Origin of the sequence: Bacillus taeanensis, assembly GCF_003318295.1 — a bacterium.
GTDB classification, from domain to species: Bacteria; Bacillota; Bacilli; order Bacillales; family UBA6769; genus Maribacillus; species Maribacillus taeanensis.
Genome location: NZ_QOCW01000014.1, coordinates 1 through 12,225, shown reverse-complemented (window position 1 = coordinate 12,225; position 12,225 = coordinate 1). Strand labels below are relative to the sequence as shown.

Genomic DNA, 12,225 nt, shown 5'->3' with positions numbered 1-12,225 from the left:
CGGAAAAGATGGTATTCTCATATAAAGCATTTATTAAACCATACATTGGCTCAAAATGTATGGTTTCTTTGTTTTCTAAAGAAGCAATCGGTCATTCAATAAGATGGATGATATATCAAATACAATAAGGAGAGGGGATTTGTCTCAACTTCTTTCATTTGTTAGTAATTTGTAACAATTTTTAGGGTGTAAATTTTACCAGTTAGGTAAGAATAATGTTATCGTTAAAAAAGGAGTGAATAAAATGGAAGTAAATATGAGTTCAAACGAGGTTATTTCCCAAATTAGTCAACTTCATAAGAGCGGTGAGCCTTTAAACAAAAAGAAAGTAAAAAAAGCCTATCCAGAATTAATGCGAAGTGCGCTTTACTATTTTCCGGATTGGGATCATGCATTGTCTGAAAGTGGAGTAGAATAGGAAAAGAGAAGCAGTTCATTAAGGTTCTAATGAACTGCTTCTCTTTTATCATATATAGCGAAATATAATAAAATAATTTTCAATAAAGAGTATTGTTTTTTGGACTAGTCATATGGCACAATGGGGGTAATTCATTTTTATTATAAGATAAGGAAGATTATATGCTGAACTTATTGCTTATTTTTGTGCTGCAAGTTGTATATATTGCTTTAAATACATTACGGATTGTATTTGTCGTAAAAAATATTATGACTTTAGCGTCATTACTTGGGTTTCTTGAAATGCTTGTGTATGTATTTGGACTTGGCATTGTTTTAAATAATCCAACTCTTCTTGGAATGATTATTTATGCACTTGGTTTTGCAGCTGGAATATATGTTGGTGGGTATATTGAACAAAAGCTTGCTATTGGCTATATTACAGTTTCTGTTAACATTCCCAATAAAAATTATGAGCTTATTGAATGTTTGCGAAATGAAGGATTTGGGGTCACTGTGTTTAACGGAGAAGGAAGAGACAGTATTCGTTATCATTTGAAAATTTTAGCAAAGCGAAGTCGTGAAGAGGTCTTATTAAAATTAATTGACGATCATGAACCACGCGCATTTATTATTTCCTATGAACCGCGGAAATTTAAAGGCGGTTTTTTATTAAAAGTGATGAAAAAACGAATGAAAAAACAGCAAACTTACTAATAAAAAATAAAATTCTCTGCTAATTAGCAGAGAATTTTATTTTTTATTGGAAATTACTTATTTAACCTTGAATTTCTATGTGAATTTTGTGAGAATAAAACAGTCTACTTTTCTATCATGTTTTTACTGTTGAGTTACTAAACCTAAATATTTTAACTTTTTACTAGGATGTTTTTTGGGAATATGTTAAAATGTCCATATATGTATAAAAATGTAATGAAACCTCAGGAGGAATTTGAAATTTGGGGCAAAATATTGATTTAATAGAAGAAATTGAAGCGTTAAGGAAAGAAATGTACGAAGCGTACAGTCAATATGGTAATTTTACAGATCATCGTATTGTGCGCATTAGCCAGCTGTTGGATGAGAAGTTAAATTCTTTGCGGTTTGTCCAATGTAAAGAGAAGGAACTGGTAAATTCGTAATTACTCTGCTGAGCATGTATTCGGAAATAATATACATGTTTATAAAGAAATTATGATCATACTAGTTCCTTTTCTAATTTTACAATTTTAACTTTTATAATAATTATTTAATGGATTAATCATTATTATTTTAAAACTGTTTCTTTTTTTATATCTATTTAAAAGAAGTTTCAGGCTTAGAATGATCAAAAATCACTTCTGTTTTTTTAGTAAACGGATCATAAAATCCATCAATTGAAAGCGTACCTTCAAAATCTTCTTTTGTCCAACGAGACATAAATCCTTCCCAACCGTCTTCAGCTTGTGAATATTCCTTTTTCCATCCGTATTTTGGGAGTTCAGTAAGATAATAATGATAAATTTCTTTCCACTTTTCTCCTTTAGCGATGTATTTTGATTCTTCTGGTTTTAATTCCGAATATAAAGGAATACTATCATTTTTTTCAGGAATAATACTCATTCCTGCATATGTACTATCTATTAGCGAATGATAGGTAATTAAAACTCCAACTAAAAGTAGTAACGGAATGCTAATTTTCATTAAAAAGACTTTTTTCATCGTTTTCACCCTAGTTCTTTTGTCTTAATTTTAGCCACTAAAATATAGTAACAAAAGCATTTTATAATTTCAAAACATTCTTTTAGAATGTTAAATAAATGTAATATAAGTGTTAAAATATAAAAGAAATTACATATATAGGATTTGTTTTTTAAAAGATTACTAGAAAAGGGAGAACAATCATTTTCTAGTAATACCTAATGCGTTCTAATAGAACCTTCTTTTTCATAAACTAGTTTAGATGGACAAAGAGGGGGAGTTGGGATGGAATGGAATGGCTAATTTTAGCTGTGCTTGTTATTGTTGTATTAATTGGTGTTGTTCAATCGGCTTCAAAAGGAAAAAAGAGCAGCGGTTCTCATCATGATCGCCTTGATGATGATTGGCAGGATGATGATAAAAATGAGGATTATCCTGAGTTTTCAAATGATGATGACTAATAAAAATAGTAAAAAAACACCTTTTCAAAGGCGTTTTTTTTTACTATTTCCATTGAAATTTTTTACCGCAAAATGGAATAAATATTAATTTCGTTTGCCCTAATTCAATGACATCATAGGGCTGCAATTCTTCTGGATTAATTACTTCTTCATCATTTAAATAAACTAACCCTCGACTATCACCTGGATAAATACGGAAGTTTTGCTTTTTAGGGCTGTAGCTCACAATTGCATGGTTTTCTCTAGAGATTGACTCATCGCCTGTAATGGCAATATCCATTTTATCAGAACGTCCAATAAAGTTTCTTTCACTATGAATACGAAAATCACGCCCTTTTTGGGCACCCTCAATACAGATTAGCCATCCAACGACAGGATCTATACCGAGATTTTTGCGAACAATACCAATCGTTTTGTTTGAATCATTTTGGGAAGGTGGACTAGGCACTTTAGCTTGTGTTTTTGGGAAGTCTACTTGCTGTTTTGTCATTGTCCGCTCGAAATTCAAGTCAATATTAATGCCGCAATGGGGGCAAGAGCTATGTTTTGAAACTTCATAATAGTGCCCTTTAGAACAGCGCTCCATAATTTATTCTCCTTTCACTTTCGTATCGTAAATTTTCCATGGAAACAGTGAATCCTCTGTCATTTTTAATGTATGAATGAGTGTATTAGTTGATTGATAGGTTTGTGAGCCATCATCATAGTGAAGGTGTTGGAGAACTTCCACAGTTGCACTCTCGCCGTTAATTGCAATGTTTTGAATTGTTTCAATTTCAAGTTTAATATTGTTGTAGGCTGCAAAAAATTCTTGCAGAAATTGTTCGGTTTCTTTATTAATGCCATCTGGTTCAGCAATTGTACTCATATAACCGGGAAGATCTTCACGCTCAAAAGAAATCGCGTTCGCATAAATTGTAATCATTATTTCATCTTCATTAGAAGTAGTGGTATTAGTAGGATTGGAAGTATTTTCATTTAACAGTTGTTTAATTTCATTAAAATGAGGGTGCGTAACACCGGCGTTTTCTAATGCTGTAAAATCTTCTAGAAAAAATTCCTTAAATGGTTTTCCGTTATCAAATAACTCGTCTTTGTATTCTAAATACAGCTGTTTTGCTTTCTCAAATTGGTTATTAAGAAGATAACCATGAGCAAGATTGGCATACATCCATTTTTGATTAGAATCAATGGAAAGTCCTTTTTCTGCTGTATCAATTGCTTCTTTCGGGTAGTTGTTTAGCAAATATGTCCAAGAAAGATTGCCATAAGAAATAGCTAGTTCTGTTTGGTTGCTGTTAAATACAGGATCTTTTTCCGCTAAATCATTTAAAATAGCAACACTTTTTATATTATCTTGAAGGGCATAAGAATAATAACCGAGCTCCTCTTTTAAAATTCCGACAGTTCGGGCAAGAACCCCTTCAGCAAATTGGGCATCAAAGTCACCATTATATTTCACGAGTTCTGCTGCCATATCCCGTGCTTGAATATAAGCTTTAAGGGAACCTTCTTTGTTATTTTGCTCATAAAGGGCAGCCCCTTGATCCCAATATTTGTTAATGATAGCCAATTGTTCTGTTTGAATTATTGCAAGATCAACAGGCAGTTCAATTCCTTTACTTATTGTTAGATCAACTGTATCGTTTTTATTTGCAATTGTTTCAGGTTCCATTGATTGATTAATTATTAAACCTTTATCAATAAAAGAATTCTCTTCATAATGAATACTGCCAATTTTAAATCCAGCATTTGTAATAAAAGTTTTTGCATCATCTTCTGTTTTATCTAAAACATTTGGAACTGTTAATTTTTTAGAAGAGCTCTCATTGCTTGTTTGTGTAAGAACAGCGGTCGTGCCGTTTATAGATTCTTCTGTTACAGGGTCAATGTCTTCGTTAAAAATACCGATAAGCAGAATCACTCCCAAAATTCCTGCTGTAATAACACCGAGAGTACCAATTGAAAGAACCCCAATAAGCCAGACTGGAAATCGTTTTTTAGCAGTTGGTTCTTTTTTTTCTAATGGTGTAGAAGGAGGGCGAATAGATTCAGCATGGGCGAGTTGTTCCTTAGTTGATAATGAGAATGCTTGTTGAAACTCAGCGATACTCTGAAAGCGATTAGCAGCTTTGACAGAAAGAGCTTTCATTAAAGCGTTCTCTGCTTCTAGTGGGATAGAAACATCAAATACAGAAGGTGGTTCAATTATATCCTCCTCTAAACGATCGAGAGACTCAGGTGGTGTTTTTCCAACAATCGCACGGTATATTGTTGCGGCAACAGCGTAAATATCTGTCCAAGGCCCTTGTTTACCTTTGCTTCGATATTGTTCTTCAGGAGCATAACCTGGTTTTAAAATAACTGAAATACTAGTGTTGAAGTCATTCATAGCGTGACGTGCTGCACCGAAATCAAGAATTTTTATTTGCCCTTCTTTTGTAATATAAATATTATCAGGACTAATATCACGATGGAGAGTTCCGTATGTATGAACTTCTCTTAATGCATCCATAACAGGCATCATAATTTTTAGGGCAGTTTCAAATGAAATTGTTCCTCCCTGTTGTTCTAAATATTGTTTAAAATCAATTCCTTCTAAATAATACATGACAAGATAAGCTGTTCCATTTTCTTTAAAAAAATCTCGTACCCCTACAATGCCGGGATGATTACTAAATTGTGCTAAAATCTTTGCTTCATCCAAAAATTTATTTAAACCGTGATCAAAGTGCGTTTCAAGTTCCCAAGTATAAATGGATACAGTTGCTTGATCGCTCCCTCGTGTTGCGAAATTGCGCGGCATATATTCTTTTATAGCAAGCTTCATTTCTAAATGAACATCCCAAGCTAAATAGGTAATGCCAAATCCACCGTGCCCAAGGACTCTTCCAAGGATATATTTATCATGTAAAATAGTTCCAGGAGGCAGGTGTTGAGGCGACTCTTGCATTGTGCCTTGTTCCCATCCACAAACAGGACAAACTTTTTCCATGCCTTTGTCGATCATACATCCCATACATAAGTGGTCAAATTCCGACATGCTCCTCACCTCTTTCCGCTATAAAAATTGCAATAGCAGTATAGTTGTCATGCTTTTTTGAAACCCGTGGTAAAAGAATGTCCTGCATGAAGGTAAGCCATTGTTGGGGAGTTTTTGCTTTTAATAACGTATGTTCCATTTCTTTTTCAGTCACATACTCCCAAAATCCATCTGTGCAAAGAAGAAAAGCGTCATCATTATGAAGGGAAACTGAGTCAGTTATAATAGATGGCTTTAACTGTTTTTCCATGCCAAGTGCCTGTAGGAGGCGGCTGCGATCTTCGTGAAAGCGAATCTCCTCTTGGTTAATTTCACCGATATTGACAAGGGTTTGACAAAGACTGTGATCTTTTGTTTGTGACTGAATGATGCTGTTTTTAAAATGATAAAGCCTTGAATCCCCGATATGTCCCCATCGGGCTTTTTCGTTTTCAATCGTTAAAATAGTAATGGTTGTTCGAAATGAAAAAGGGGAATGCTGGTTTTGTTGAAGCTTCAGCAGATTATGGTGTGCTTCGTTTATACAATTAGGGAGACTTTCGTTTGAAAGGGAGGGATTTTTTTTGAACGTACTAAGTATTGTATGAGCAGCTGTTTTAGAAGCTGTTTCTCCTCCCTTATGACCGCCAAGGCCGTCGGCAACAACCCAACAGCCTCCTGTTTCGGTTAAGCAATAATCAGCAAAATCTTCATTGTTTTTTCGACCACCTTGATTTGATAATAAAGCTGTTATCATCTTCATTGTTGTTTTTCCAATCTTACTTCAAACATTTGTTCAGGAGTTACTAAATAAAAGCGGTCTCCGGATTTAAGTTGATACCCTCTATCTGTTGAAAAACGCTCTCCTGAACGAAGAAAAGTTCCGTTATAAGAATGATCTTCTACAAAGAATGTTTCACTGGATGCTTCAAACCTAACCGTACAATGTGTTCGGCTAATATCATCTTGAGAGAGTGGATAAACAAGCTGACATGTATTTGGATCACGCCCAATCATTGTTGTGTTTTCTATTCTAATTGTCATGCCAGCAAAATATCCTGAAATCCCTACAAGAATAGGCTTTTTTACTGCTGGAGGAGCCTGAGAAGGAAGTGGATTAGCGTTTTTTTGTTTTTTATTGCCTTTCATAATAAATAATAGTAATACAACAATAAGAATTAAGAATAAAAGGCTCCCGCCAACTAAAAGGAGAATCCACAGCCACCCAAAAGAATGACTTTCATTATTATTAGGCTCGGTATGAGGGATTTCGAGATTAGAGGCTAGTTGATAAGGGATACCTCGAGAATCGAGAAGGGGAATGAGTTCATTGATTTGAACGGCCCCGTTAATTCCCGAGACGCCTTGAACACCAAACGTATTAATGCCAATAACATAACCATCTTTGTTAACAAGCGGACCGCCGGAATTTCCACCGCTAATATTTGCATCGATTTGAAAAATCTTCCGACCGCCTTCTTCGGAAATTTTACTTACAATTCCCCTTGTAATGGTAACATCACCAGCTTCTCCTGAAGGGGTGTCGTCAATTAAATCTGCAGCACCAGGAAAGCCCAATGCATATACTTCTTCACTCGGCTTTACTGTTTCGCTTGGTGCAAGAGCAACAGGAGGCCGTTTGTATAAATCTTCGCTTAGCTTTAAAACAGTAATATCTTTAACACGGTCAAATGCTACGACTTCAGCAGGTATTTGATCTTCTTTTGAAAGTAAAATCGTCACACCGTTCATGTTTGGTTCTACAACATGGTAGTTTGTTACAATATATTGGACAGGCTCATTTGTACCAATGGCAAAACCAGAACCAGTATAATATTGTCCTGTTCCATCATTGGTAAAACAAAGAATTCGTACTACACTATGAACAAGTTCATCAATTTCTTTTGTTTGTGCAGAATGCGGTTTGAAGAGAAACATCGCTAACAGCCCGAGAACAATCAACAACGTAACACGCCATAATGATTTTTGATAAACTTGTATTTTCACAGCCTAATTCCTCCTATGATGTTTGATAACCTAAAATTGCTGCTGTGACATTATCCTGCTTAGGGTGCTGCTTTCTAAGAACAGATTGAAGCAGTTTATCTGCAGCTTCTTGAGGGTTGAAATGAAGATGATTAATCATCTCTAATTCAGTCAGTCTTCCATATAACCCGTCACTGCATAACATAACACGGTCTTCAGGTAGAAGGATAAGAGGGGTATGCTGCCGATCAATTTCAGGAATGGTCTCTAAGCCTAGAAAGCTTGTTAAATAATTTCGTTCAGGGTGATTGGCAGCTTCCTCAGTTGTTATTTCCCCATCTGCTGCTTTTTGGTCTAATTTCGTTCCATAAATATGATCTTTTGTTAGCTGTGTAAGGTTTTGTTGGCGATAAAGATAAATTCGGCTGTCACCAGCAGAGCGCCAGTAAAGATATTGATCTTTTATCACTGCGGCAATGAGTGTAGTACCCATTTGACCTTGAAGTTCTTTTTGGAGGGAGAGTTCATATACCGCTTTATTAGCAGTATATAATGCATCATCTAACCGCTCTTCAATGGTTTCAAAAGTAGAATTTAAGTACGTATAAAGGAAGGTTTGCACTGCTGTTTGACTTGCCTCACGTCCGCCGCTCAGCCCCCCCATTCCATCTGCTACTATACTTAAAACACCAAATTTCTTAATTGTTTCATAATCAGTTAGGTCTGAAAATGCAAAGGCATCTTGTTGTTCAGTTCGTGCTCCAATATGTTGAGCGTTTCCGGGCGTAATGAAAGCAGCGGCTTTTTTGTCATGTTGATTACTAGAGCTGGTACGTATTCTTCTCCACCTCATTAAACTAAATAGAAGCACAACAGCAAGAGCTAAAATCACGTAGAAAGAAAGAGGGGTTTTTTGAATAAATGATTGAAACCGTTCGAGTGTAGACAGATGGATAGGAGTTAATTCACTTGCTGCACAAGAGAATGCAGAAGAAGTATAGAGAAAAACTGTAAATAAACTTATTGTTTTGAACTTCATCAGTCTCCTTCTTTCTTATTAGTGGTTTGGCGTTAAAATTATTCTTTCTCAATTTATGCCTTAGAAGAGGAAATTAGCCCTGTAAATATGGAAGATAAAAACTTCTTAGCATTTCGTTTAATTGAGATAATAACACGAGTATGAAGAAACATAACATAACTGCAGATGAACATTTCATTTGGAAAGATTTAATTGGTTTTAACAGTAGGAAAGTTAAAAGAGTCCCCCAAAAAACTAGTGTCAAGATAAGTAAACTGGAAATTAGAATATAAGACATTAAATGAAAATAGGTCAGACTTCCTAAGCAAAATGCCAAAGTGAAGGGGATGAAAGCTTCTCTTTTTTTATATAAAATGCGCCGCTCTTTTAGAGATTGATTATTAAAATTAAGCATAGGGATAAGAAAGAAGGGAAGCATGACGCCAAAAGGAATTCCAGTTGTAAGACGGAGAAGATTGCTGCTTTCACGTAAGTTCATATATGAAGTAAGTCCATCTAAGGCAATAGGGACTGTGAGAAGTAAAAGAATAAAGCTGTTTTTTATGGTTGGTATTTGATTTGCTTTATATTTCTTAAAAAGGCATAGATATAAAAGTGTACTGAATAAACCGATTAAAATTCCAGTGTCACGAGCACAAAGGGGGAGATAGCTGTTGTTTATAAGAAAGGTTCGCTCCGGAAGTTGATGACAAATAGCTCGACCAAAAAAAGAAAATAACGCGCTTATATACATATTGCTCTCCTTTTAGATTTTTAAAATGAGATTGACTAATAAGAAAAGGAGAAGACCCTACCTAATAAGTCAACCTCATTCAAAATTTTCTATTAATAGCTGCTAAATAGGGCAGGTAAAAGCGATGCGGCAAACCAACAAATACAGCTTAAGACTATGGAAACAATTCCGATAATTAAACATATTTTCCCTGTTTGTTTCTTTTCTTCATTTTCATCATTTAACCATATGATTCCAACAATAATACCGACGATTGGAATAAAAAAAGATAAAATGTACAGCAGTGCCTTTATTCCCCCTGACAATTTATACACCTCCCCTGTTAAAAAGACAATGGAAGAAATCATTGAAATATTTTTATTCATAAGAAAGGATTTCTATGAATGGGTTTTATAATTTAAGGGCGGCTGAAGAAAGTTTTAAAGTGGAGAAGGAAAGGAGGAATAAAAAAGCACTCGACGAATATTTAAGCCGAGCGCTTTTAATATACTTTTATCCATGTTGAAAAATTTTCTTTTCATCTTTAAAACGCAGAAAGGAAGGAGCCCACCAGTTCCAATCTCCAAGAAGTTTCATAAGAGAAGGCACTAAGACCATCCGAACAATCGTCGCATCAATAAAAATAGACAGCGCAATTGCAATGCCCATTTGTTTAACAGGAACAACTCCTGTAAATGCGAATGCGCCAGTAATAACGATCATAATGGCAGCAGCAGAAGAAATAATTTTACTTGTTGAGGTAAGTCCTTCTAACGTTGCCTTGTCATTGTCTTTTGTTTGTTGATACACTTCATGAATTCTAGAAATAAGAAAAACTTCATAGTCCATTGATAATCCAAATACAATTCCGAATGTAAAGATCGGAATCATTAGGGCGATGCTTGTTGGTTCAATACCAAAGTGTCCTCCTTGAAACAGCCAAACGACAATCCCAAATGTTGCTGATAAACTCATGATATTCATTAAAATTGCTTTTAATGGAATAAGAACAGAACGAAAAGCAAGCAGCAAAATCACATATGTTGAACTTAGAACAAGAAGAAGGACATAGCCAATTTTTTGATAAACTTCATCAAAAATTTCTTGATTAAATTTTGCTTGGCCGCCTACTTGAAGCGTAAAATTATTATAATTTCCATTCCAGTCTTTCACCCAATTTTGTGTGCGATTTGACATATGATCCGCATCTAAATAAACAGTTAAAAGCATTTTTTTATCGGTAGTTAATGCTTCAATTAGCGGAAGAAACTGCTGTTTAGATGATTCATTGTGATAAAGTTCCCAAAAGGAATCTGCATTTAAATTTGAAAGTGAAAATACTGAATCAACCTTTGAAACAAGTGGGTCAGCACTAAGTTCTTCTGTTAATTTTTCAAGATGTTGTAATGTATCTTTTTCTAAAAAGTTTGCATTTGTATTTACAATGATTGGTACTTTTGTTGTATTTTTTTCCATGAATGCTTTTTTATACGTATCAAACGCTGTTCTTGATTCATAACTTTTTGGAAGTGCGTCTGCTTCTGGAATTGTGACGTTCATATCTTTAACAGGAAGTATACCAATCATTAGAAGAACAAAGGCTGAAAGAGCCATAAGAACAGGTCTTTTCATAACAAACTTAGCAAAGCGGTGCCATGGACTTACTTTTGAAGTATTTTGTTTTAAAATCATTAGCTGATTAATTGTTTTACCGATTATTCCAAGTAACGCTGGTAAGAATGTAATGGCCGTAACCACTGATAATACCACAACAAACATGCCGCCAATGGCAACCGTTTTGAAAATATCAATATCAATTAAAAGCATACCTGCTAAACCTAAAAAGACGCATAATCCTGAAAAGATAATCGACCTGCCAGCCGTTTGAACAGTAATAACAACGGCATTTTGAGTCGTCTTTGTTTCAAGTTCTTCACGAAAACGATTAATAAAAAGTAAAGCAAAATCGATTCCTAATGCAAGGCCTACCATTGGAACCACATTTAATACGAAAATAGAAAGATTTAAAGAGGAACTTATAAAATAAAGAAGTCCCATCGTGCTTACAACACTTATGATTCCAATAAAAAGAGGAATAACCGCGGCGACAAGTCCACCAAAGGCAAACAGCAGCACAATGAGAGCAATTGGAAGACCAATCAGTTCAGCGCGCTTTAAGTCATGTTGACTGGCCATGTTCATATCTTCTTCAATAACCGGTCCTCCTGTTAGACTAATGTTAATAAATTCATCATTAGCTAATTTATTGCGAACTTTTTCAATGTTTTGAGCGGATTTTTGGCCATTTTCGTCAAAAGAAATAGCGGCATATGCGGCGTTTTGTTTAATGCCTTCGCCTGTCTCAAAGGATGATGAAATCATTGAAAAACCTTCAAGTTCTGTTAATCTTTCTAGTGTGTTATTCATGGATGTTTTTAGCTGTTCATCGCTTGTTTCCGAGGTTTTCTTTTCAAAAACAAGAAGCATTGTATGAGCGGGAACATTAAAATCATTCTTTAAAATCTTTTCAACTTCTGCGTAAGTACCTTCTGTTTCAAATCCGCTTCCATGCAGGGCAGAAGGAAGCTTAAAAGCAAATATCCCAAGAACGATGGCTGTAATTAACCATGAGAGTAGGATTGCTTTTCGAAAGCGGTACATAAATATTCCAAGCTTTTTCACTATTCTCTCTCACCTCATTAAAATTTGAAACTTCCATTACGCTCTTCATTATACATTTTTTAACACTATAAATACTAGAATAATGATGTGTCAATTTAAAGAAAAAGAGACAAGCAGAAGTATGGTGCACCCCAAAAGTTAGAGTGAAATTCTAATCTTTTGGGGTGCTTATTTTGGCTAAGAAATATAGTGATGAATTAAAGTTAATGGTGGTTAAAGAGTATCAAGAAGGAAAGTTAGGAATTAG

The 12,225-nt window shown here is 34.9% G+C and carries 13 protein-coding genes; 4 read left to right on the top strand and 9 right to left on the bottom strand.

Annotated features, from left to right (window positions below; genetic code table 11):
- Window positions 1-244 precede the first annotated feature (244 nt).
- The 3 genes from DS031_RS23715 to DS031_RS13520 all read left to right on the top strand — a co-directional run bounded on the left by DS031_RS23715 (window position 245) and on the right by DS031_RS13520 (window position 1,538).
- Entirely contained in the window at window positions 245-418 is a 174-nt protein-coding gene (locus tag DS031_RS23715) for a hypothetical protein (protein WP_181833151.1), read from the top strand.
- 161 nt (window positions 419-579) lie between these two features.
- Window positions 580-1,113: a DUF2179 domain-containing protein gene (locus DS031_RS13525; RefSeq protein ID WP_113806604.1), complete on the top strand. Its 534-nt coding sequence runs from the start codon at window positions 580-582 to the stop codon at window positions 1,111-1,113.
- A gap of 242 nt (window positions 1,114-1,355) precedes the next feature.
- Window positions 1,356-1,538: an aspartyl-phosphate phosphatase Spo0E family protein gene (locus DS031_RS13520; RefSeq protein ID WP_113806603.1), complete on the top strand. Its 183-nt coding sequence runs from the start codon at window positions 1,356-1,358 to the stop codon at window positions 1,536-1,538.
- Between the two features lie 154 nt (window positions 1,539-1,692).
- Here the strand turns inward: DS031_RS13520 and DS031_RS13515 are convergent, their stop codons facing one another.
- A complete protein-coding gene (locus DS031_RS13515; protein WP_113806602.1) occupies window positions 1,693-2,097 on the bottom strand; it encodes a hypothetical protein in 405 nt (134 codons plus the stop codon).
- A 269-nt stretch (window positions 2,098-2,366) separates the two neighbouring features.
- Here DS031_RS13515 and DS031_RS23710 point away from each other — a divergent pair, with 269 nt between their 5' ends.
- Window positions 2,367-2,537 carry a hypothetical protein gene (locus DS031_RS23710; RefSeq protein ID WP_181833150.1) on the top strand — a complete coding sequence of 57 codons (171 nt, stop codon included), beginning with the start codon at window positions 2,367-2,369 and terminating at the stop codon, window positions 2,535-2,537.
- Window positions 2,538-2,580: 43 nt separating this feature from the next.
- Here DS031_RS23710 and DS031_RS13510 read toward each other — a convergent pair whose 3' ends face one another.
- From DS031_RS13510 to DS031_RS13475, 8 genes are all read right to left on the bottom strand, one after another.
- Window positions 2,581-3,123 (bottom strand): FHA domain-containing protein, encoded by a 543-nt coding sequence (locus tag DS031_RS13510; RefSeq protein WP_113806601.1) that lies wholly within the window; start codon window positions 3,121-3,123, stop codon window positions 2,581-2,583.
- Between the two features lie 3 nt (window positions 3,124-3,126).
- Window positions 3,127-5,580: a serine/threonine protein kinase gene (locus DS031_RS13505; protein WP_113806600.1), complete on the bottom strand. Its 2,454-nt coding sequence runs from the start codon at window positions 5,578-5,580 to the stop codon at window positions 3,127-3,129.
- Window positions 5,567-6,322 carry a PP2C family protein-serine/threonine phosphatase gene (locus DS031_RS13500; protein WP_113806599.1) on the bottom strand — a complete coding sequence of 252 codons (756 nt, stop codon included), beginning with the start codon at window positions 6,320-6,322 and terminating at the stop codon, window positions 5,567-5,569. Before DS031_RS13500 ends, DS031_RS13505 begins: the two co-directional genes overlap by 14 nt.
- Entirely contained in the window at window positions 6,319-7,566 is a 1,248-nt protein-coding gene (locus tag DS031_RS13495; RefSeq protein ID WP_113806598.1) for a trypsin-like peptidase domain-containing protein, read from the bottom strand. The genes DS031_RS13500 and DS031_RS13495 overlap by 4 nt, the downstream gene beginning before the upstream one ends.
- A gap of 13 nt (window positions 7,567-7,579) precedes the next feature.
- The gene (locus DS031_RS13490) at window positions 7,580-8,584 is read right to left on the bottom strand and encodes a PP2C family protein-serine/threonine phosphatase (RefSeq protein ID WP_113806597.1); all 1,005 of its coding nucleotides are present in this window, start codon (window positions 8,582-8,584) and stop codon (window positions 7,580-7,582) included.
- 73 nt (window positions 8,585-8,657) lie between these two features.
- A complete protein-coding gene (locus tag DS031_RS13485; protein WP_113806596.1) occupies window positions 8,658-9,317 on the bottom strand; it encodes a DUF2085 domain-containing protein in 660 nt (219 codons plus the stop codon).
- 92 nt (window positions 9,318-9,409) lie between these two features.
- Window positions 9,410-9,682 (bottom strand): hypothetical protein, encoded by a 273-nt coding sequence (locus DS031_RS13480; protein ID WP_142675775.1) that lies wholly within the window; start codon window positions 9,680-9,682, stop codon window positions 9,410-9,412.
- A 127-nt stretch (window positions 9,683-9,809) separates the two neighbouring features.
- A complete protein-coding gene (locus DS031_RS13475; protein ID WP_342767248.1) occupies window positions 9,810-11,978 on the bottom strand; it encodes an MMPL family transporter in 2,169 nt (722 codons plus the stop codon).
- Window positions 11,979-12,225: the final 247 nt, after the last annotated feature.

Coding starts and splice junctions, on each gene's coding strand:
- DS031_RS23715 (WP_181833151.1), top strand. CDS start 245: ATGGAAGTAAATATGAGTTCAAACGAGGTTATTTCCCAAATTAGTCAA.
- DS031_RS13525 (WP_113806604.1), top strand. CDS start 580: ATGCTGAACTTATTGCTTATTTTTGTGCTGCAAGTTGTATATATTGCT.
- DS031_RS13515 (WP_113806602.1), bottom strand. CDS start 2,097: ATGAAAAAAGTCTTTTTAATGAAAATTAGCATTCCGTTACTACTTTTA.
- DS031_RS23710 (WP_181833150.1), top strand. CDS start 2,367: ATGGAATGGCTAATTTTAGCTGTGCTTGTTATTGTTGTATTAATTGGT.
- DS031_RS13510 (WP_113806601.1), bottom strand. CDS start 3,123: ATGGAGCGCTGTTCTAAAGGGCACTATTATGAAGTTTCAAAACATAGC.
- DS031_RS13505 (WP_113806600.1), bottom strand. CDS start 5,580: ATGTCGGAATTTGACCACTTATGTATGGGATGTATGATCGACAAAGGC.
- DS031_RS13500 (WP_113806599.1), bottom strand. CDS start 6,322: ATGAAGATGATAACAGCTTTATTATCAAATCAAGGTGGTCGAAAAAAC.
- DS031_RS13490 (WP_113806597.1), bottom strand. CDS start 8,584: ATGAAGTTCAAAACAATAAGTTTATTTACAGTTTTTCTCTATACTTCT.
- DS031_RS13485 (WP_113806596.1), bottom strand. CDS start 9,317: ATGTATATAAGCGCGTTATTTTCTTTTTTTGGTCGAGCTATTTGTCAT.
- DS031_RS13480 (WP_142675775.1), bottom strand. CDS start 9,682: ATGAATAAAAATATTTCAATGATTTCTTCCATTGTCTTTTTAACAGGG.